The sequence below is a fragment of the Mesomycoplasma sp. genome (assembly GCF_056854695.1).
This window is the reverse complement of the sequence record NZ_JBXGGF010000009.1, coordinates 15,276-39,261: the sequence shown is the minus strand read 5'-3', so window position 1 is coordinate 39,261 and position 23,986 is coordinate 15,276. Positions and strand designations below refer to the sequence as shown.

Annotated in this window: 13 protein-coding genes and 1 tRNA gene; 13 read left to right on the top strand and 1 reads right to left on the bottom strand. The window is 28.2% G+C overall.

Annotation, left to right across the window (positions count from 1 at the left end):
* Positions 1-155: 155 nt before the first annotated feature.
* The 3 genes from ACJHWB_RS02210 (at position 156) to ACJHWB_RS02200 (ending at position 7,934) form a co-directional block, all read left to right on the top strand.
* Entirely contained in the window at positions 156-1,316 is a 1,161-nt protein-coding gene (locus ACJHWB_RS02210) for a hypothetical protein (protein ID WP_483132876.1), read from the top strand.
* Between the two features lie 581 nt (positions 1,317-1,897).
* On the top strand, positions 1,898-4,981 hold the full coding sequence (locus ACJHWB_RS02205) for a P97 family adhesin (protein ID WP_483132875.1): 3,084 nt from the start codon (positions 1,898-1,900) through the stop codon (positions 4,979-4,981).
* Between the two features lies 1 nt (position 4,982).
* A complete protein-coding gene (locus tag ACJHWB_RS02200; RefSeq protein WP_483132874.1) occupies positions 4,983-7,934 on the top strand; it encodes a P110/LppT family adhesin N-terminal domain in 2,952 nt (983 codons plus the stop codon).
* 236 nt (positions 7,935-8,170) lie between these two features.
* Here the strand turns inward: ACJHWB_RS02200 and ACJHWB_RS02195 are convergent, their stop codons facing one another.
* On the bottom strand, positions 8,171-10,771 hold the full coding sequence (locus ACJHWB_RS02195; RefSeq protein WP_483132873.1) for a cation-translocating P-type ATPase: 2,601 nt from the start codon (positions 10,769-10,771) through the stop codon (positions 8,171-8,173).
* Between the two features lie 44 nt (positions 10,772-10,815).
* Between ACJHWB_RS02195 and smpB the strand changes: the two genes are divergently transcribed.
* The 10 genes from smpB (at position 10,816) to mip (ACJHWB_RS02145) (ending at position 23,941) form a co-directional block, all read left to right on the top strand.
* Positions 10,816-11,250: an SsrA-binding protein SmpB gene (gene smpB, locus ACJHWB_RS02190; RefSeq protein WP_483132872.1), complete on the top strand. Its 435-nt coding sequence runs from the start codon at positions 10,816-10,818 to the stop codon at positions 11,248-11,250.
* Complete coding sequence (locus tag ACJHWB_RS02185; RefSeq protein ID WP_483133003.1) at positions 11,229-11,864, top strand: thermonuclease family protein; 636 nt, start codon at positions 11,229-11,231, stop codon at positions 11,862-11,864. Before smpB ends, ACJHWB_RS02185 begins: the two co-directional genes overlap by 22 nt.
* A 144-nt stretch (positions 11,865-12,008) precedes the next feature.
* Positions 12,009-12,084: transfer RNA gene (locus ACJHWB_RS02180), tRNA-Thr, on the top strand.
* A gap of 72 nt (positions 12,085-12,156) precedes the next feature.
* Entirely contained in the window at positions 12,157-13,383 is a 1,227-nt protein-coding gene (locus ACJHWB_RS02175; protein WP_483132871.1) for a hypothetical protein, read from the top strand.
* 14 nt (positions 13,384-13,397) lie between these two features.
* Positions 13,398-14,195, top strand: a complete 798-nt coding sequence (locus tag ACJHWB_RS02170; protein ID WP_483132870.1) for a TIGR00282 family metallophosphoesterase — start codon at positions 13,398-13,400, stop codon at positions 14,193-14,195.
* A gap of 136 nt (positions 14,196-14,331) precedes the next feature.
* A complete protein-coding gene (locus ACJHWB_RS02165) occupies positions 14,332-16,527 on the top strand; it encodes a putative immunoglobulin-blocking virulence protein (protein WP_483132869.1) in 2,196 nt (731 codons plus the stop codon).
* Positions 16,528-16,640: 113 nt separating this feature from the next.
* The gene (gene mip / locus ACJHWB_RS02160; protein ID WP_483132868.1) at positions 16,641-19,019 is read left to right on the top strand and encodes an Ig-specific serine endopeptidase MIP; all 2,379 of its coding nucleotides are present in this window, start codon (positions 16,641-16,643) and stop codon (positions 19,017-19,019) included.
* Positions 19,020-19,166: 147 nt separating this feature from the next.
* Positions 19,167-19,646: a hypothetical protein gene (locus tag ACJHWB_RS02155; protein ID WP_483132867.1), complete on the top strand. Its 480-nt coding sequence runs from the start codon at positions 19,167-19,169 to the stop codon at positions 19,644-19,646.
* Between the two features lies 1 nt (position 19,647).
* Positions 19,648-21,408 carry a putative immunoglobulin-blocking virulence protein gene (locus tag ACJHWB_RS02150; protein ID WP_483132866.1) on the top strand — a complete coding sequence of 587 codons (1,761 nt, stop codon included), beginning with the start codon at positions 19,648-19,650 and terminating at the stop codon, positions 21,406-21,408.
* 58 nt (positions 21,409-21,466) lie between these two features.
* Positions 21,467-23,941, top strand: coding sequence for an Ig-specific serine endopeptidase MIP (gene mip, locus ACJHWB_RS02145; RefSeq protein ID WP_483133002.1), 2,475 nt, complete (start codon positions 21,467-21,469; stop codon positions 23,939-23,941).
* Positions 23,942-23,986 lie beyond the last annotated feature (45 nt).

Genomic DNA, 23,986 nt, shown 5'->3' with positions numbered 1-23,986 from the left:
AGTTTAAAATTAAGAAAAATTGAGTATGATAAATATACTCAATTTTTCTTTATTGCTCTAAAAAGTAGTGAATATCACAAGGAATAAAGTTAACTATATTTTACAAACTTTAATTTGTGGTAAAATTTAAAGAAATTTTGCAAGGATTATCAACCATGAACATAAAAAAAATTAAAACTATTTTTGCAACTTCACTAGTAGTAAGTGTTGCTCCAATTTATTTTGTAGCTTGTGGCCAACAAGAAACAATTAGTAAAGTTAGCATTCAAAATATTACATCAACATCCGCTCAATTAATTCTTAGCAATGTTTCAAAGGTTAAAGTTGGAGACAAAGATGATTTTGGTAAACTTGATGTTCAATTAAAAACAGAAGGTGCTGATTACAAGTCTATACCTATAACTAATCAACTAATTGGTCGTGATCAAAATCAAGTTATTATAACAATTGACAATTTGAAACCTAACACAAAATATGTTGCAAAAATTTTCCAACAACTTCCAACTGAAAATGTTGGAAAAGAACTTTTTTTCAGAGATAATATTTTTACAACCAAGGATGCCCCTCAAATCAATAATTTTAAAGTGGTCCCAGTTAATGATAAATCAAGCGAATATTCTTTCGATGCAACAATAACTGATAATAAATTAACAAATCAACTTATTACAATTCGAATTGCTAAAACCAATCAATTAAGCAATGATAAATATATAAGTCAATCATTTGTTAACAATCAAGAAAATGATGGTTTGATTCATATTCGGTTAACAAACCTAGATCGTGCTACAAACTATAAAGTAATTGGTTTTTATGATAGTCAAGGTAAATCTTTGCGTTTTGAACCAAATGATTTGTTGAATTTCCAAACTAGTTCAGATGTTATTGATTTAAAGCTTTTACCTCCTAATCCAAATGAGAATGCAATTGACTCCAAATTAGAAAATATTAGACAATATTTTGAAGTACAATTTGCTCGAGGAATAGTTAACAGCTCTAATGTTTCAAATTACAAATTAATTTTTAAAGCAAAAACCAAACCACTTGCTCCAGAATATATTAAAAAATCAGATGAAAATAAAGATCAAGAATTTGTAGCAGAATACAATAGAGCAGGTTCTAAAGATAATTCATATGTTTTTGTTGTAAATTTACCATGAAGAAAAGGTTATTACTACTTTTTAACTTCTATTCACAATCAATTTATTTCTGATAGCAAACAATATGATCCAAACAATAAAAATAGTACAAACTCACTTGAAATTGATCCCTCTATTTTAAAAACATCATTTCAAATTGATAATCCAGAAGCTAGTTAAGTTTTAAATAAACTAATTGCACTAAAATAAATTTAGTGCAATTTTTATTATTTTTTTTCAAATTATCAAAAGAAACTAGTAAGAATTAATAAAATAAAAATATAATTAATTTCAAAATGATATAATAACCTTTAAAACCCCGGAGGTGAAATTAAAGTTCAAAAATACTAGTGATAATTTTGATAGGCTTTAAAGTTATAATTTAGTAGTTCTTATTTTCTTCTAGTTTGAGTTTTTGCTAGTTAATTAACCTACTGGTAAAAAGATTTTCCAACATAATTCTTTTTAAATAGAATTATTACAATTTTAGTGTTATAGTTAAGTTGTGTGCATTTAAAGTTTTATTATTCAAATAATTTTAAATATTATTTAGTGATAACTAATTGAATTAGAGCCTATCAAAATTATCCCTATTATTTAAAAGTAATTTAATTTTTTTGTAAAAAAACTTTTAAAAATAATATTTTTGCTTAAAAAATGTTATTTATTAACATTTATAAGTTAAAAAGCTAGGTTTTTATAGTAAAATTACTATGAAATAGTTTATTAAATTTTTTAATTAATAAAATAAAAGGATTTATATGGCAGAAAAAACTATAGTTGATAAAGGTGTTCATAAACAAACAAAGATTAGATTATTAATAGGACTAACAGCGATAACTAGTTCGGTAATTGCGATTGGAGCTTCGGCCGGAATTGCTTATGTTTTGGCTGAAAGTCGCAATAATGATTATTCTAAAATCACATCTCAATTAGAAAAATATGCCAAAGAAGTAGATGGAGTTTCTTTTCGCTCAAGTAAACTTAGTCCTTTTAGTAATTTTGATGAATTAAAAAATGAATGAAATGAAAATAAAACATTAGACAAGGCAAAAGATTTTTTTGTTTTACGTAAATTTGTAGATGGTCAATTTATTAATTTTGATTTACCTAGTTCTTATTATGTAACATTTTCAAATGTCAAACCAAATGATAAAACTCAATCATTTGATATTGAGTTTTATATAACTACAACAATAAATGGTCAGACTTTTTATTCTAAAAAAAGAAGCACAACTGTTCCTATCAATATTGAATCTACATTTTTTTTAAACAACTTCAGTAGTGCCACTAAAATTTTATTTAGTAGTGCATTAAGACCATATGATGCCCCTTCTAGTGAACACAAATTAGCTAAAATAACATTAGCCAGTGATTTTTTTTCTGATGTAAATAAAGCTACAACTTCAGAAGAAGCTATTGAAAAAATTAATGATTATTTTAATATTAAAGAATTAATTAGCAATTTATTAAATGATTCTAACTTTTTTGTTAAATTAAACAATAAAACAATTAAACCCTACTCAATTTCACTACAGCCAATTTTCAAAAATGAAGATGGAGTCAAATGGATTGTTCGTTCAACAACAGCTGAAGATACATTTGAAGCTAACATAAAACTTAGTTTTACAGATCAAGCTAAAAACGAATTTCCAAAAAGTTTCAACACTGATTTGACTAATAAAATTAGTTTTGAAATTACAAATTCAAAAACTAAAAAATCACCTTTTATTAGTGAAGAAAATTTTTTAGCACAAGTGACTATTGAATCTCCTGCCGCGAAAAATTATTATTTTTCTAACGAAGAACAAAAACTAACAGGTCTTCAAACAACGGCTGATGAAAGTGTGGAGTCTAAAAACCCATCAAACCCAAGCACAACAATTAAAACAAAAAAAGATATTTCTAACGAATCTCTTATTAATGTTTATCGTGAGCTTAAATTCAAAAATAATCAACTACTAAATACTTCTGATGAATCTAAAATTATTTTAAACTCTTTTTTAAAAACGAATTTACCATTTAATTTTAACGAACTCAAGGACATCTCAGATGAAGTTCGCAATCGTTTTAGTTATCAAATAGATGTTTCCAACATTGTTTTAGGTGGAGATGACATTTCCACTTATATTAGTGTGCCTTTGAAAATTTTATATAAATCTCCTTCTTCAGAATTAAGTAAAAATACAACTATTTTACTTCGCCAATATAAACCTGTTGAAGGTAAACCAGGTTCTTACCAAATCAAAGATGGAGCACCAGTGGTTCCTTATATCGCCAATATTTCAAATGTTGTTGATTTAAAAAATAGCGACAAATCAGTTGCGCAAACTTCTGAAAAGGAATTTTTAAAATCTCATCAATTAATTTCTTATGAAGAAATTGAAAAATTAGTTAAGGATAAAAGTTATAATAAATTGATAAATGTTCTAAAAGATCCAAGTCAATTCGATTATACATTCATTGAGCAACCATTTTTAAATGCTTGAATTTCTAAATACAAATTAGCAAATATTGATGATTTTAAAACCCAAACTTTATTACCAACACATATTAAAAATAACGAGTATACTAAATTGTTTTTTGATAGCAATTTTGCATTCGGTCAGTTTACAAATAAAATTTTACAATTAAGTGAAGAAGATAGATTACCTTATTTAACTTATTTATTTAATAGCCTCAACCAAGACTATAAAGATAAATCAAATTCAACTAAGGAAAGTCAACAAACACATGTTGTTGAAGCTAAAAGTGCTGTTATTTCTGCACCACCTACAGAACATAATTTAAACAATGGTGGTAACTTGGTTCCTGAAAACGAGCATGATAATACGCATTCTTCAACTGTTTCTAAACAAGCAGGGGAACAAAAAGTAGAAAAAACTCAAAAATCTAATGAACTAATCCTTGAATCTTTAAAACTTGTTAAAAAAACATTTGTTATTGATTTGCTTGATAAATTAATTCAGGCAATTAGTGAGAAAAAAGACTCTCCATTAGATGCCTCTTCTTTTGCTCAATTATTTGCTTCAACTTATAAAGATGATAAGGATATTCAAGATTATGACAATTTTGCTAGATCTTTAAGATACAACATTAAGTTTGATGATGCAACTGATAGTTTGCAAACACCAGGTAAAGAAACTCAACCTAACACACCTTCTAGTCAATCACAATCCCAACAAGTTCAAAATTCATCAGAGTCTACACCAACAAATGAAAAAAATTTAAAACTAACTTATCATTACGAATTTTATGAGGCAGACAAACCAGATAATATAGTTTTCAAAACAACTGAACAAGAATTAAATTTAATGGTCTCTAGTTTAACAATAGAGCAAGTAAGTGATATGAGTTTAGCAAGACAAGTTGTAAATAACTTGCCAGCAAACTTGCATCAATTAGTTCTTAAAAATAAAACATTAGCTGATTTTAAATCAAAATTTAATGGCACAAAGATGTCTCATTTAGATACAGCTCAAGCTTTTCAACAATATTTTGGTTACAAAAAATTTATGGAAATTCAACCATTGTTAAAAGGTTTAGCTCTATTTTATGAGCCAAATAATGTTTCTACCAATTTTTCTGGTGAAACCACAGTTAAATTTTTCTTAACCAGAATTCCTAAAGAAGATGAAGATAAGATTGTAGACAATTATGAAAACAATCCTATAGTATCACAATCATCGACCAGTCCTTCATCCCCTGTGGTACAACCAGGAGTTGTTAATAGCGGTGCAGGACACAGTGGTGCTGCCGCACCTGTCTCCAAACCTGAAGAAGACAAACAAATTGGTTCAAGTATTATAGTATTTACAGTTTCAGAAGCTAAGGAAAATCAATAATATGAAACGTGTTTTAGTTAAAAAAGTATCACATTTTAAAGCAATATTAATTTTAGGTACAGCGTTGTTAGTTCCAGCGGCTGCAATAGCCGCAGGTTGAGCAACTTACAATTATATTCAAAAGAAAAATTACAAAAATTTTGTTAAATTTGGTAAAACAGAAGAGTTAATAAGCTCTTCTACACCTCTTAGTGCCAAAGATTTTGCAAAAGAAATGGAAACTTTACCACTTCGAGAAAAATATAAACAATATTCACCGAGCCAAATTTTTCATTTGGCTTCAGATAAAAAAAGTGCTATAAATTTAATTGACATTTTCGATTTAAGTGCTTTTGCAAAAAAATATCCTAACATTAAAGTTAATTCTTTTTTAATCACTAGTGATTTAGCAGCAAATAACTCAATTGCAACAGCTCAAGAATTAAAAAATGTTTTATTTACTGCTGTTGACAATGTAACAGATGAAATTTATTCAAGTGTTGTAAATATTTCTGGATTTGGTGCTGCACAACTATCTCGTGTGCCAGTTTTTAGTGTTGATGAAAATAAATCTAAATTAGTTTATAACAATACAGATCCATCAACCAATATTCTTCCTTCTGTCTTAGCAAGTGAGATTCAAAAATATTACAATAGCTCCAATGAAAATTTTTCCCAAACTATTTCTCATTTCGGAAGTATGCAGCTTATTGATAAAAGTGGCAATATTATTACAATACCTTCAGAACTTAGATTAGATTTTGCGAAAAATTCTGATAATCAAATTGATTTTGAAAACATTAGCGATAATGATGGAACTATTTTGGTTTCTATCAATATATTAGATGGAACAAATAAAGTCGGGGAATTTAAATTACAAATAACTAATTTAAATTACTATAAATTAGCATTAGAAGAATTTACTAAACTAACATCTAATGTTAATGAAGATCATAATGCAGTTAAAATAGTTCCTGAAAAACAAAGAGAAATTGCTTTGAGTCAAAAAAATCTTTCAACTTTTTTTAAAGTCGGTCAAGATGTAACAAACTTTTTTGATTTTAGCATTTTAAAACATTACTTTAAACATTTAAATCCAAGTTTTAGAGCCGAAATTGAAGAAACTAACTTTAGACTAGATAAGCTTGGTGAAATTAAAGTTCGTGCAATTGTCGATTTTAAAAACAGTTTAAAAAGTACAACCCCAAGCCAGCAAACTGAATCATCAACATCAAATGTTAAACCAATAGCTGTTCAAGCAGTTGCCGATACAAATGATGATTCTGAGCAAGAAGATGAAAACTCACAAAGTCATTTTTTCTCTTTTAATTTTAAGGTTTTTAGCAATTATGCTCAAGATTTTTTGAATGCAGTTGTAGAAAACAACAATTATTTTGTAGTTCGTCCTGAAGCTAAATATATTAATGGTCTTGACATTATATCTAGATTAGAAAATATGAATGTTGCCTATTATGCATTTTTACAAAATATTACTTTACCAAAAGGTTTTGCTGTTGTTAGTTTAACAGGTGCATCTGATTATGATAGTTTAACTATTCAACAAGCTATAGTTTATTGAGTGGAACACATTTTTGATAAGGTTATTGATTTTCCAGAATGGAAAAAATCTGTTAAAGAAAAAATAATTGATCCAAGCACTGGACTAGAAATAGAAAATAAAGCATCTAAGGCACTTGCGAAAATATTTTCTAGCCTTAACAACATCATTAATCAAAATGGACTTAAAAAAGATAAGGTTAACTATAATTTAAGTTTTGATAACAAATCTCAACAACTAACTATTGGTATTTCTATTTATAATGATAAAAATGAAAGAGTGGCAACTCAAAGTGTTGTTATAGCTGGATTTGCACCATCATTACCAGCACTTGATATAGTCAAAAGTACTGGTTCTGATTTATTTTTTGATGGGGCCGCTTTAAAAACAATCGATAATGTTGATCAAACTAGTCAAGTTAAAAGTTCTAAATTAGTCTTACCATCATTGTTAAATAGTAATTTTGTATTCGAGGCAAAAGCCGGTTCAACAATACAAGTTAATGATGCTAATGGATTTAATGGTGTTAGTTTGGATTCGGGTGAGTTGACTTTAACAAATAATACTCCAAAACCTGAACCAAAACCATCCACAACTACAGTTACTCAACCAGTGGCACAACAAACAAATCAAGTAACAGTGAAAAACCCATCTTTTGGAATTGTATTTTCACAAGATAATTCATTAGAAAACGATAAACCAAAAATTATTTTAGAAGAAAAAGCACAAACTCAAACTTCAGCTATGCAAACCACTACTACACAAGATAGTTATGTATTATTTGTAGAAAAAGTTTCAAATAAAACCGAAATTGAGAAATTAGAAAATATTTCAAATCATAAAATTGATACATCTAAAATCACAGGAGCAGCTTGAATTATAGGGTTTGGTAATAAAGGTAACATTAATTCTTTATCTCAAGCTTCTGGTTCTGGAACTATTAATGACAAAGTGAAAATTTTAGCTGCCTTTCCAATTACTGAAGGTTTTGATACTAAATCAACAACTACATTTATTTTAACAATTGATAGAAATGATGACAAAATTAAAATTAGTTCAGCAATGTTTGATGGTAAAAATATAGATAAACAAACACCTTTCGAACTTGATAATAATGTTCCTTCAACAGCTATTAACTTGTTAAGTAACTTAGGTAAGTCGAATTCTTCGATTATTATAGGAACAACTAGTGCCACAGTTCCTCCATCACCTACTACAGTTGCCTCACCTGTTAACTCCAACCCTACTCAGACAGCTGTTTCAAAAACAACCTTACACTCTCTAATGTTTTACAACCATTTAGAAACACCAAAAACTACTCTAGTTCCTCAATCATCTCAAGCATCAACAAATCCTGCAATTAAAGATGATCTAAATTCTGTTTTTGAATCACTTGTAAATAGTTATACAAAATAAATATTAAAAATCAATCAGCTTTATAAGCTGATTTTTTTTAAAATTAAATGATAACCACTCCTATGAATACTGTTAAATAATATTAACATAGTTTATGACTTATATAGTTATTTAATATAATAGTGAAATTTTTTTAATTGTTTACAAATTAAAAAATAATTAAAAATTACAAAAAAAAAAAAAAAAAGTGCCATTGGCACTATTTTTAAGTTAGTTTATAAAAGTAAAAATATAAATTATTTATTTTTGACAAATTTTATAAATCTTGTCAAAAATGCTTTAACTAATTGATCGCTTATAAAAGGTAGAAAAGCAAGCATTAAAAATGTTAATTTAAGACTTTTACCTTCATAGATATTCATATGAAAAATAACATTTAAATGTGGTATAAAAGTAACAAAAATAATAGTTAAAAAACTAATTAAAAATCCGAAATGTAAGTATTTTTGTTGAGTTAATTTGAATTTAAAAATAGGTTGATTGCTAGCTAGTAAATATGAACAACTTGCCAAGCCCACAGATGCAACAAAAAAACTAATTCCTGATGCTTGTAAACTATTATCTTTATTAAAATAATAAGATAAAAGAGTTAAAAAAGTAATGCAAGTTACTCAAATAATTATTTTTATTATTAATTCTTTAGTAAGTAAATAATTATTTTGCTTTAAAAATTTTTGATTCATTACACTAGATTCTAGACTTGTCAAACTAATTGCTATACCGCCAAAAGTTTCTGAAACTACATTAATTCAAAGAATTTGTAATGAACCAAAAATATTGTTTTTAAACAGTAAGGTCCCTATAAACATAGTAAGTAGCATTACCAAATTAGCAATAAATAAAAAGCTAATCAGTTGCTTAATGTTTAAAATGGTGATTCGTCCATTTTTAATTGCATTATATAAGGTTGTAAAATTATCATCTTCTAAAACAACATTTGCAACTTGTTTGCTAACTTGAGTTCCAGTTCGACCCATTGCGATTCCTACATTCGCTTTTTTAAGTGCGGGAGCATCATTGATACCATCACCAAGCATTGCAACTTGATGATTTTGGTTTTGCAATGCTTGAATTATTTCTAACTTGTCCTCAGGTTGCATTCGAGCATAAACTTTATAATTTTCTAAGTTTTCCAATCATTGAGAATCATTATTTCATTCATCCCTATAAACTGCTAAATGTTTTGATTCATTTAGTATACCAACTTGACTTGCAACTGAGCTGGCTGTCGGTAAACTATCACCTGTAATCATGATTGTTGAAATACTAGATTTATTTAGTTTATCTACAACATCCTTAATTTCAACTCTAGGAGGATCGAATAAAGCTATTAAGCCAGTAATTTCAAGATTTTCTACTTGTTTTTCCAAATTATCAGAATCTTGAATTTTTGCAATCGCGGTTGCAAAAACACGATATCCCTTTGTATGGAATCAAGCTAGTTTTGCCTCTATTTGCCTATTTTTTTCTTTTGCTAGTGGAATTAAAACTTCGGGTGCTCCTTTAAGATATAATAGTTTTTCTTCAAATTTTTTAACTGCCACAGCGCTAAATTTTATTTTAGAATTGAAAGGAATTTTACCAATTATTGTAGAATTTTCCAACAATTGTTTTTGTTCTATGTTGTATTTTTTAGCTTCTTGTAAAATTAAAATTTCCTCTGGATCACCTCTAAATTCTTCAATTCCATTTTCAAAAAAAGAATAAGCACTACAATTTAGAACAATTTCTTCCCAAAATTGTTCTATTCGATCATTAGTTGTGTAAACATCTACAATAGTCATTTTGTTTTCTGTTAAAGTTCCAGTTTTATCACTACACACAATAGAGATGTTTCCAAGAGATTCAATAGTTGACAAGTCTTTAATAATAGCTTTTTGTTTGGCCATTTTTTTAACACCAATGATTAAATTGATACTAATCAAAGGAACAAGAGATTCTGGAACAAAACCAATAGCTAATACCAACGATACTACAATGGCAGTTTTAGATTGTTGATAATCTCCTTTTGCAACTACATAAATATAAATAAAAAAGAAAATAATGCTAATTAAAATAGCAACTATAGAAATGATTTTAGAAAATAAAATCATTTTTTTTTGCATTGGAGTTTGTGCTTCTTTTGTATTTAGAACAAGTTTTGCAATTTCGCCCATTTTAGTATTTTCACCAATTGCATAAACTAAAGCGATGGCTTGACCAGAAATCACAGATGAACCTGCATAAATTTGGCTATTAATTTGTTCGAAATTATTACAATTTTCTTTAAAAATTGCATGCGATTCACCAGTGAGCATCGCTTCTTGAACTTGTAAGTTGATTTGTGAAATCACAAAAGCATCTGCAGCAACAATATCACCGGCACTTAAAACTAATAAATCACCAATTTGAACTAAAGTGCTATCAATTTCTATTTTTTTTCCATCTCTAATAATAGTTGCAACAGGTGAATTAAGGTTTTTAATAGCTTCAAGGGCTTGTTGAGTTTTATTTTGTTGTAACAAACTAAAAAAAATATTAATCGCAATAATAAATGCTATAAGAATTGGTTCTAAATAAGCCACAATTTGTTCAGATAATTTATGTTCATGGTGGAATACAATAGTTAAAATCAATGAAATTATAATAACACACAAAAGCACTATAGTCAGTGGTTCTATTAATAATTCAAAAATTCTTTTTCCTAATGATTTTGGTTTAATAGTTGGTAATTTGTTAATTCCAAAATTGTTTTTAGAATCGATTACTTGTTGATGTGAGGGCCCATTAGTGCGATCAATAGTAGTTAAAAAATTAACAATTTTTGCATCAATTTTGTTATTTTTTTCTTTTTTCATAAGCAAAAACCTTTAAAAAATATAATATAATTATAACAATTAAAATGAAACAGATTGCTAAAAATAAAATTGCTAACTATGACTACCAAATTGATTGACAACTAACGGCGGGAGTGTCTCTTTTAGGTTGAGAAGTTAAGTCAATTCGTGCCGGAAATGTTAACTTAAAATCAAGTTTTTGCTATTTTAAGGAAGGTGAATTATTTGTTAGCAACATTCATATAAGCAAATATATGAATGTTGCAGGTGATTCTACTAGGTCACGCAAATTATTACTTACCAAAGCTGAATTACGCAAATTATTTAGTCTCAAAGAAAAAGAGAGAATTAGTATTATTCCGCAAATTATAGGTTGACAAAATGGCAAGATAAAAATTATCTTAGGAATAGGGAAAGGAAAAACTAAACACGATAAAAGAGAAACTATTAAAGAACGTGATCAAAAAAGGAAAATTGAATCATTTTTAAAAAACTATTAATTTTTTTATTTACTTTTTTTCTTTTTACTAGTTGCTCCTCTAGCGATACTAATGAAATTCTAGTTCATAAAGTTGATATAAATATAAATAAAAAATTAGATTTTCCACTTGTTAAAAAAGAAACTAAATTATTTGCAAATAAAAGCTATTACACTATTGTCAAAAGTGTTTATGATGGCGACACTTTCACGGATTACATTGGCAATCGAATTAGACTTTTTGGTATTGATACCCCCGAATTAAAACCCAAACAAAACTATAAACACAATAAAAATAAAATTAACGTTCGTTTAAGTAAATTATATGGATTAAAAGCAAGAAAAATTTTAAGTGATTTAATTTTAAATAAGTTGGTTAAAATTACAATTGTTGCTTCAGATGCCTATGATCGTAAGGTTGCAATTGTTGAAATAGATGATAAAAATGCTAGTTTTGAACAATTAATTTATGGTCTAGCTAAAATTCGTTTTTTTGATATCGAAAATTCTAAAAGCAAGTATTATTTCCCTCAATATAAAAAACTTTTTAAATTATTTTCAAAAGCTCAAGAAGCAGCTAAAAAAGAAAAAAAAGGATTTTGAAAAGATGATATTTGAAAAAATATTTATGATTAATATTATTTTTTTGAATGAATATTTTTTTAAGTAAATTTTTAAAACCAGTTTAAAAATAAACAAAAATAGGAAAAATAATATTCAATTTTTTTACTTTTTAACATTAATATATTATAATTTAATTGTTAAATTAATTAAATGTAAGCCATCATAGCTCATTCGGTAGAGCACATCCATGGTAAGGATGGGGTCGCAGGTTCGATTCCTGTTGTTGGCACCATATCTAATATAGACCTAAGATGCTACTATTATTTGCATCTTTTTTTATTTTATAGGAGGTACTTGTTAAAAAATGCTTAAAAATAAAGAAGATTCTCAATCAACACAAATTAAGAATAATGAAAATTTAGATAAACAAATAGAAGAAACTAGCAAAAAAAGCGAAACAGAAACTTTAAATTTTGATAAAAGTCAATTTGAAGAGCAAAAAAATGGACTTAAAGTTGAATTGAATCACAAACCAAATGAAAAAACCATTAAAGAAGCTAATGAAATTTGAGATTTATATTATCGCGGATGAAATAATAAAAATAAATACTTGGATTTTGCTGGTAAGCAAATTAATAAAGAAAAATATTTTAAAGAATGAAATTTGGACCACATCATTCCTAAAAGTAAATGTGATAAATTTAAGCAAACTAATTTAATTCCAAATTTTTCTAAAGACCATGAGATGAATCTTCAACCAACATCAATATTAACAAATGAATCCAAGGCAGACCAATTAAGTTTTTCAATCGATAATGTCCAATATAAAGTTTATTACAATGAGAAAAAAAATATAAAAAATAGATTTTTGTTTTGTGGTAAAGTTTCACAATATGACAAACATGTAAAAACCGGTAAACTTATTGATGTTGAAGCTTATTTAAATAAATTTGAAGAAGAAAAAAAAGAGAAAATAAAAAACAAAAATAAGAATCAAAACAAGGAAAAACAAATTCAAGAAAATAAACTTCCATTTATTAACTCTCTTTTTAGTAATCTAAGTCCGAAGTTTGCTAAAAACTCATACAGTGTAACAGCTTTTTCTATAAAATTCACTGATTTAAATTTCTTTAATTTTTTTACTAAACTCAAAGAAATTCTTTCAACTACAAGTTTTAGTTTTAATAATTTTTTAATAAAAACCAAACCCAATTCATACTTTTTACATATTTATAGCGAAAGATTTTTAGACAAAAGTGACAAAATATGTCCAAATATGCTTGCTGATTTTTTAAAACTTATTGTGCAAATTTCTAAAATAGAGGATTTTGAAAATTATGTTTGCAAGCAGTTTTTCTGGAGTTATGATTTTAGTGAAAATGAACTTGATTTGCATAAAAAAATTTCTGAAATTTGAGACAATATACCCCACCTATTTTGAAAGCAATGTATTCAAAATCAAAAAAGTGATAAATTTTTTATCAATCAAAAAATGAAAGAAATTTTATCTGAACATTATCAAGTTAATAGTAAATCATTAAATAAAATTAGTGACTGATACAAATTAGATGATAAATTTTTCAATAATTAATAATAAGGAATACTATGAAAACAGCAAAAGTCTTATTTATTGGCGATATTTTTGGTCAACCCGGAATACAAATGTTTGAGCGGACATTTGAGCAGTTAAAAAAAGAGCACAATTTTGATTTAGTTATTGCTCAAGCTGAAAATATCACTGGGCGAAAAGGGCTAAATCAAGCAGACTATTGATATTTAAAAAAAATTGGAATTGATGTATTTACAGTTGGAAATCATGTTTGATTTAATCCTGACATTAATGCAATTATAAATAATGGCGACATTGTTAGACCCCTTAATATTCCAGATCATTATGAAGGAACAGGTAGTGTAACTATAGAAAAAAATAAAAAAATTTTTAGAGTAACTTCTCTCCTTGGAATAACTTTTAATAAATTGAATAAACCTTGACAAGAAGAAGAAGCGCAAAACTTTTTTGACGCTATTGATCCAATTATAGCAAATGATAAAAGTGATTTTCATATTGTTGATTTTCATGCTGAAACGACAAGTGAAAAAAATGTCTTAGGAATTTATTTAAACGGTAAAGTAAATGCAGTACTGGGTACTCACACTCATGTGCAAACAAATGATGCTCGCCGTCTTTCTCATGGAACATTGTTTATTACAGATGTGGGAATGACAGGTCCGGCCAATGATGCTATTGGAGTAAATTTCTTAGATGTTTATAGAATGGCTCGTTATAATCATAGCACTCGTTTTGTAACATCTAAAAATAGTTGTCAATTTAATGCTGTTATTTTAGAATTATCGACTCGAATGGATGATCAAAAAATTACACCTATTTTAATCTATGAGTAATATGAGTAATTTGATAAATCTTTGTCTTTAAAAATTACACTTAATTTTGAAAAACTAAACTTTTTAGTCACATTATTATAATTAGTAATAAAATTATATAAAATCTCAATAACTACAAAGTGAGATAGGAGTAAAAATGAATAGATTGTCTTTTACTAAAAGAACAAAAATTATTGTTGGCTTTTCTGCCATTGCTTTTGTAGGATTAACTAGTTTTGGACTAACCACAAATTTGTCTAATTTTCATTCTTTTACTAATTCAAGTATTATTTATAGTACTTTAGCACCTTCAACCATATTAAAAAACCCTGTCAATGATAAAAGTTTTTCATCTCCTGTTGCAAATGTGAAATTTGTTCCGAAACCTCCAAAAAAAGTTGAAACAACTAAAAAAACTGAAACACCAAAAGTTGAGCAAAGTGCAACTCCACTTCCAAAACCTAAACAAGTTGTAAAAGCTCCAGATATTCAAGTTATTGAGCCTGCTCCTAAACCCAAAGAAAAACCAAAAACTGTGGAAACTCCTATAGTGCCTTCTTCTCCTGCTCCAGTTCCAAAGGTTACTCAACCATCTGTACAATATACACCACAAGTAATTAGAAATGTTGAAGTAACAGAGGATTTAAAACAACGTGCCTTAGAAAATTATCGGAAAGGTTTGCAAGCTGAAATTAAAAGAACTGAACAAAGAATTGAAAGTGCTCAGCAAGTCTATGATAATAAAGTTGACATTCAGCAGAATAAATGAAATGACTATTCGCCTATGTGAAATAAAGGTAGATTATCCAAATATGAATGACAAGCAGAGCTTCAAGGTCAAGTATCATTGGCCAAATACGATTTAGATAGAGAAAAAAATTATTTGGAATATTTAAAAAATCAACCACCAAAAACTTCATTTACTCAGGATGAGATAACAATGCTTTCAAGAGGGATGATACCAAGTACAGAAAGTCCAAATGTATGAGGATATGATAATCTAAATGACAATCCAGAAACAGGAACTAATGGAAGACTAAGGGTTAATAATAGAAGAAGAGTTTTTAACACTCAAAGTTGATATTCACAAAGTCCTTATGATATTCTTCATGGTAATTTTTCAGGTTGAGATAAAACTGATGTAACTTCTAATTATAAAGCTCAACTTCAAGGTTTTGAAAATTCTATTAAAATTTATCACTATACTCCAAACTCTCAAAATGAAGATAAAGCTCGTCAACCAGGTGATATTATTGAATTGGATGCAAATGATGATAATGCTTTTGAAAAATTCCAAGAAATTTTGGCAAATGTTAATCAAGCAGACCACCAACTTAAAGGTGTTAGACTTAAAAATGTTGGTGAAAACAATAGCACTCAAAACGCAGAAGATATTTTAAAATCACTACCAAACTCTATTAAAGCAGTTTATTTATTTGTAGATAATTATTTAGGAACTGATTCTCTTAGAGGACTTAGAAATAAACATCTTGATGAACTTGCTATTTACACAGATAAAAATTCAATTGATGCCGATTGATCTGTTTCTCCAAACGACCTTCAGAATGTAGGTTTTATTTCATTTGATTATAATAACCAAGCACAATATGGTCAGTATCAAGGTAAAATTGCAGGTTCTATTGTCTTTAATACACTAAGATGATATGCTGGTGATAACACAGACACTATTGAAAAAGGTCTTGAAATTGCTTTTGGTCAAAAAATGGAAGAGCGACCTTTTCAAGGTAGTTTTGGTGGAAAGGGTGGATACCCAACTACTTTAGATTTTTCTTTAACTAATCAAAATACTTTTAATGGTTTGAATATGGAACATATCCAAGATCTATTCAACAACTCAATTAAAAATTGAAAAACAGATAAATATGCACAAGAAGATTATGAACATCATACTTTAAGTTTTACTAAGTTGATAGTAGGTTCTACAAATGAGCAGATTAAATTTAAGGCAGCAGATTTAAATAATGCAGGTTTTGATAAATGACTTAAACCTGGCGGTCCCCAAAATCCAGTTAAAATATCAATAAGAGATAGAGATACTTCTCAAATAATAAATAATTCAGTTATAACTGTTACTGGTGATTTAAACGCCAATGGAGCTAGTCAGTTAATAACATTTCTTCAAATGGCAAACAGTAGCAGCTCAGGTAATAGAATTGAAAAAGTAATAGTTCAAAATTGACCTAAGGGAGAACCTGAACAAGTTGTAGTTCAATCATCAAGTACTATTACAAAAATACAAGTTGATCCTAATGTAGCTAAAATCGCAAGCAATAGTGACGATGGTGACGATGACAGTGATGATGACAGTGATGACAGCGAAGGTAATTCATAAACTTGTAATCACTTAATTATTTCTTGCTAATATACTTTAATTTATATTTATTATTTTGCTTAAATTTATATAAAACAAATTATTACTTTTTTCATATTAAATAAGGAGAGATTATGAAATTCAAAAAATTTAGTTTTAAATTATCTCTTAAAATGAAAGCTATTTTGGTTTTATCACCTATTATAACTTTGCCTATTTTGATTTCTTGTGGAGTTAACCCACAGGAACAAGAAAAACAAGGTGTAAATGTTGAATCACCAAAGACACCTAATAACCCAAATTCTTCATCAGTAGATATTTCAAGTTTAAAAGATCAAATCCAAGATTCAGATTCTCTTAATCAAGTTTCTAAATCTCTTTCTGAAAAATTAAATAGTCTTTCTTTAGATGCTGAAACTAAAGCAAAAAGACAAAAACAACTTGAAAGAACAATTAATTTTATTAGGAAAGAAATTGAAACTGATGGCATAGGAGCTGAGAACACAAAATTAGCAATTAACTCTCTTGATGAAATTTTTAAAGCACAAGAAAAGAAATCAGAATCACCATCTTTTACACCAGAACCTCCAGTAAGCGAAAAAAGAGTTAAAGAATTTGAAAACGAATTAGCTAATGCAAGACCTAAAGGGCAAAATATTCCTGAGTTTCGCGATGGAACTAGAATTGTTAAAGATCAATATGAATATGATTTTCCGCAAAATGAGGTTAAGTATCTTTTAACATATTTCCCCAATTTAGGTGCTTCTCAGTCTGCAACTTATGAATGAAAACCTTCTAAAGTTTTTGGACAATGAAATGGTGATCATCCTCCAAAATATTCTCCCGAACTTGAGCAATTAGCAAAAAAAGTTGATCAACCTCTTCCAGAAAATGCCTATTATAGAACATTTGTAACTCCGGACCCAAATAATAGAAATTTAATACATATTCCTACAACTAAGAGAAGCTTTCCTGTCCCTCCTATTAGTTTTTACACAAAAGGGTTAAGGAAAGGTGAGATTGACAAAGATAAATCAGGACCTTGGCACTTTGGACTTCCTCGTGACATTGTAAATGATCAATATAAAGAACTTATTGATAACGCGGTTTCTATTTACATAGGTGATGGTGCTATTGGCACCAAATTAGTAACAGATGAAAATGGCCAAGAACATTTTCAAGAAGATTATCGTAAACCAGGTGAAGAGCGTGGAAACACAGAAGGAAAACGTGGGACCATGAATATTATTGATTACCAAATTAAAAAAGGAGAAAAGTATCCTTTAACATGGTATTTCATCACTAACACACACGTTTTAGCTCAATTAAGACTTAAAGATGACCAAGGTGATGGTGTTTATGGAAGAGATAAATCCAATTATAACACTTATAATGTAGCATATAATACAAGAGAAATTAATATTTCAAAACTTATAAAAGAAAAAGTCAAACTAAATAAAGAAATACCTTTGGTTGGTCAAGGTGATTGAAAAGAATATTACAGGCAAATTCCAATAAAACCTAATCAAGTGAAATTGGTTATGATAGGTTCTCAAATAATGAAACAAAAATTAGGCGATCTAACAAATCAATCCTTTTGAAAAGGTGTTAATTTTTTAATGGATGCTGGAATTATTGAAATTACATTCGAAAATGAAGAACAAGCAAAAGAAGTAACTGGTAATTGGTATGAAAAACATAAAACTCCTGATCCAAATTATGTTTTAACTTCCGATGTTAATTTACTTGATAAAAATCAGTATTCTAAACTAGAAAAAAATCCATTTTATGCTTTTGGATTCCCAACTTCAGCTTTCGAAAAAATGATTCCTCAAATTGATCACAAAATTCCACTTAGCAATGGAAGAAGTTTTGATAAACCAGCTATTGAAAACCTTTTAGATGGTTCGATATCACCTTTAATTAACAAACCTTCCAAATTATTTCCAATAGCTCGTCCAACTCCGGAGTATTTAAAAAAACTGGAATCACTTAAAAAAGATGGGGGCGATCTTAATTGATCAAGGTCTTTTAGGACTTTTATGTCTACACCTGGAATTATGGATATTTTTATAGCTGCTCCTTATCTAGACCAAGGTGGCCAAATACTTGAAACTTATGATAGTCAAACTCAAAAGTTTAAAACAGATGATTTATATGTTTTTTCTGGCCTTGGAACTACATTAGATAATATGTCTGGGCATGGAGGTATGTCTGGTTCAGCGGTTTATTTAAAAGACAAAATGTATGGTCTTATTTATATGAGTGGGCCTAATGCTTCTGTTGCGGGAGTTTTAAACTTGCGTTCTTATGGGAAAGATTATGAAGGATATTATGGTAAATATAATTTACCACAATATGACTTGATTTATGGTGGTGGACAAGAACAAAAAAAATCATATTTTGATGCAATGCAACATATGTATACCGATAAACATGAGGATGTAAAAACATTTTTATTTCCAAATGGATTTAGTGAATCCCATAGAGTGCATGTATTTAGCAAACAATAAAATTATTAAAGTAAAACAAAAAAATGTTAGCTTTAACATTTTTTGTTTTTTTTTAAAAAAAATAAAAAATAAAAGTGAGTTTAAAAATTTTTATTTAGTTATAAAATTATTAGTAGATTATAAAGTAACAGTTAAAATGAGGTGATAATGAATAAATTGTATTTGACTAGAAGAACCAAGTTTGTTATTGGAATTTCTACTATAGCTTCTATTGGAGTGTTTAGTTTTGGATTGACTACAAATTTGTTTAATTTTAGTTATTTTGCTAGTCAAAATATTATTTATTCTACTTCAGCGCCTTCTACTATAGAAAAAAATTCTGCTAACGATAGAACTTTTGAATCTCCTGTTTCAAATGTCAAATTTGTTCCACCAAAAGCACCTGAAAAAGTTGAAACAATTAAAAAAGTAGAAGCACCTAAAACTGATCAAAGCAATATTATTCCACCCAAACCGAAACAAAATATTAAAGCACCAGATACTCAACTATCTATTTCAAATCCAAAAATTGAAGTAAAACCTATTAAAAATTCTACTCCTGTTCGGTCAAAAGATTCAACTATTTCAAATCCAGCACCAGTGAACCCCCCCCCTATCAATAGATACGATCTTACCAAATGATGATAAATTGTTAAAAGAATTGCAAGAAAAATTAAGTTCAGCAATTGTTGTTCCAAATAATATAACAGATGAAAATCAAAAAGAAGCGCTCATAAATTATCAATTAGGACTTAAAGCTAGAATCAAACGAACATTACAAGATTATTTAAATCTAAAACAGCAATACTTAGAAAATGAACGCTCTAGAAGAGAAGACTTTGATACTCCTTATAATTATTATGCTAAAGGAAACCGTTCTCTTTGAGAAGAAGCCCATGATCGTAAGCGTTTTGAACTAATTGGTGTTTCATATAATAATAGTTTACAACACTATCAACGTGAATTAGATTTATATGCAAATCAACCTGTAAAAACTAGTTTAACACCTGACGAACTCAAAGCTATTTCGAGAGGAATGACTTTTAGCCGGGATGATAATTATGTTATGACATTTCGCAATCCAGATGATAACCCTATTACAGGTAAAAATGGAACTTATCGTATTCGAAATCAAAAAAGATTCTTTAATACACCAGGTTGAGAACAACTAACAGGTGAATCTATTTCAAATGGTAATTTTCCAGGATGAACTAAAACTAATATTTCTGAAAATTACAGAGCTCAAGGAGTTGATGGACAATACATTAAGGTTTATAGTTATAAACCAGGATCAGATTATGAGCCAGTAGATGGTAAGAAAAAAACCGAGCAACACTTAATAGAGTTGGATGCAAATGACAAACAATCATTTAATAAGTTTTTAAGTGTTGTAGAGCAAGTTTCAGCATCTGATTCAAAATTAACTGCTGTGCGAATTAAAAATATTGGGGAAGTTTATTCAACCCAAAATGCTTCTAATATTTTAAGTCATTTGCCAAATTCTATTAAAGCAGTTTATGTATTTTTAAATAATTATTATGCAGCAGATTCCCTAGATGGTATTCGCGGCAAAAAATTAGATGAACTAGCAATTTATACAGAAAAAAATTCTTTAAACGATGACTGAGCAATTAATCCAAATGATATTGCCAATGTCAACTATATTAGTTTTGATTATTTCAACCAAGGTGAATTAGATAGAAACGCTGGTAAAGCTGGTGGTTCAATTGTATTTAACACTTTAAGATGGACAAAAAATGATAATCGAGAATCTATTTCTGAAGGATTAAAAATTGCTTATGATACAAAATTAACTGAGCGAATTTTCCAAGGTCGTTCTGGTGGTAAAGGTGGTTATCCAACAGTTTTAGATTTTTCTGCTACAAGTCAAAATACATTTACAGGGCTACATTTAAATGAAATCAATAAATTATTTAATGAAAAAATCAAAAATTGACCTGATGATAAATATGCAGTTGAAGATTTTCAACATAGGGATTTAAGATTTACTAAATTAATTATTGGTTCAAAATCAAATAAATTAATTTTTCAAGCAGCTGATTTAAATGATGCGGGTTGAAATTGATTTGCTAAAAATGAGCGAGAACAACCCAAAATTGAAATCAAAGATGGTGATGAGTTTACTCCAAATCCAACTGTTGAGGTTGTAGGTGATTTAAATAGTGCTGGTGCTAAAAATTTAATTGAATTTATTCATATTGCAAACAGTGGTTCTAGTGGAATGAATATTACTTTAGTAAATGTTGGTCCTAAAAACTTTAACCTATTTAAAAATCAAGAAAACATTAATACTCCAGGTACTGATAAAATTACAAAAATTAGTCCTAATGAACCATCTACAGAAATAAATTCTAATTCTTCAGGTGATGATAGTGAAGGTTTTATTTAATTATTTATAATAAAAGTTCTATTTTTTTAACTTTTTGAGGTTTACAATGACAAAAACAATTAAAAATAAATTTAAATCATTATTGATATTATCAAGCATTTCTTCTTCATTGATCTATTTAGTATCATGTGGTACTTTAAATAACCAAGATAGTAAACAAGTTAGTGCTGATAAAAATGACTTGATATCTAAAAACAAGCAAAGCAATAAAACGATAGAAAATATTAAAGAAAAAATTGATGATGCAAAATCAGCGCTACTTCAAAATTTAAATAAAGAAGGATTTAAACATTTTTCTGAAACTGTTTCATCTATAGATAGATCTATTAATTTAAAAACACCTCTAAGTGCTTTGGAAAAATCACTTGAAGAATCAGGGTATTCTAACAGTGAAACAGTTAGTTTAATTCTTAATTCTTTTCATCAATACTTTGAACCTAAAGAAGAAAAAGAACAACCACACAAAAAACCCCAACAACCAGCCATTTCACAAGATAGAATCAATCAATATGTTAAAAAAATAGAAGCTATTAAGCCAAAAGGTCAAAATAGAGCTAAATTCAACCCAGATGGCACACGCATTGTTACTGACCAATATGAATATGATAATCCAAAATCTGATTTAGATTATTTTACTGCAATTTATTCAGGGGAAGCTACTGTTGTTGGTTCAACACAAGGTAATCCAGATGGACTAACTAATTGAGATCCAAATAATACTAAAACTTTTTCCCAACAGTTAAATCAACAGGCCAGAACTGAAAATCAACCTTTGCCAGGAAATGCTTGATTTAGAGGTTTTTCAACCCCAGATGGGCATGGAAAAATTCACATCCCTACCACACAACGAGCACTAACAACTCCTGCTTTGCAAGTTTTATCAGATGGAAAAATTTTTGGTGCTCCAGGTGAATATGGCTTGCCTCGTGTAATTCCAAATGAGAAGTATAAAAAATTAATTAATTCAGCGGTTTCAATATCTGTTTCAAATGCTCATGTTTGAGATAAAATTGTTGACAAGGATACAGGAGAAGAACGAGCTAGTCAACAAGAGTATTCAAAAGGCAATACAACTAGAGTTGATGATTATGTTGAACCTACTCAAGTTGTTCATCGTCATGATAATTTCAAAGGAACATTCAATATTATTGATTATAAATTGCCAGAAGGTAATACATATCCATTGACTTGGTATTTCATTACAAACGCTCACGTTGCCAATGCGTTCCAACTTGCTAATGATACAGGTAATGGTGTTTATGGTCGTGATTATGATGTTTTTGACACCCATAATCGTCAATACAATACTGATAAACTAAATTTTTTTAAACTCAAACCCGATGTAGATATTAAAACTATCATTCCATTAATACAAAATCAAGATCGTTTTTATGACAAATTATCTATAAAAGTTCGTGATAAAACAGGTACACCAAATAACAATCAAACATATGATAGTAATAATGCGATTAAATTAGGTGATAATAATAAACCAATAGAAGACAATCTTAATGCTCGTACAATTGTGATCGGAACAAATCCTTTTAAAACAAGTATTGGTGATTATACTAATCAAGATTTGTGAAAAAATAAAGAAGAATTTATGGACTTTGCAGTTGTAGAAATTACTTTCGACAACGAAGAGCAAGCAAGAACTATTACTGGAAAATGATATGAAGAACACAGTAATAAAGATGCTCATAAAAATGATAAAAAAAATATTAGCAATACTATAACTTCAGATTTAAATTTATTAGATAGTGATCAATATAAAAAATTTGGTAAAAATGAACTTTATAGTTTAGGTTATCCAGCTAGTAAGTTTGAAAAAAGAAGTGGAACACTTGAACAACTAAGAAGAGATTACACAGGTAAAGAAGATGAATTTGATACTATAGTAAACTTTAGTCTTTCTGCAACAGTTAATAAACCAACAGAACTTTATTACAAAACTAAGAGTGAAGATAAAAATATTTTAGAAAAATTCGAAGGTGGTGGTGATCTTTCCTGATCTCGTTCATTCCGTTCCTTTGTTAATTTACCAGGGCTTAATGATTTATTTATTACATCTCCATATATTTCTAATGGAACAATCAAAATAAGAAAATACAATAAAGAAGCTCATAAATTTGAAGAAATTCCTTATGTATTTTGAGGTCTGGCAACTAATTTGAGTAATATGTCGGGTGGAACTGGGATGTCAGGAAGCGGTGTTTATTATAAAGATAAGCTTTACTCATTAGTTTTTGCTGCAGATGATAGAGCAGCAACAAATATTAGTTTAAATGTTAGATCATATGGTCATGATTATCATGGTTATTATGGAACATACAATTTACCCAAATATGATTTAATTTATGGTGATGGAACCCCTAATGGTCAAGGAGATCAAAAAAAATCTTACTTTGATGCAATGCAAAAACTAATGCAGAGCAACCATGAAAGTTACAAAAATATTAAAACATATTTATTTCCAAACGGATTTGATGATTCTAATAGAATTAATGTGTTTCAAAATCAAAAATCTAAATAATATTATAAAAAAACTACTTTAAAAGTAGTTTTTATCTTTTTTAAA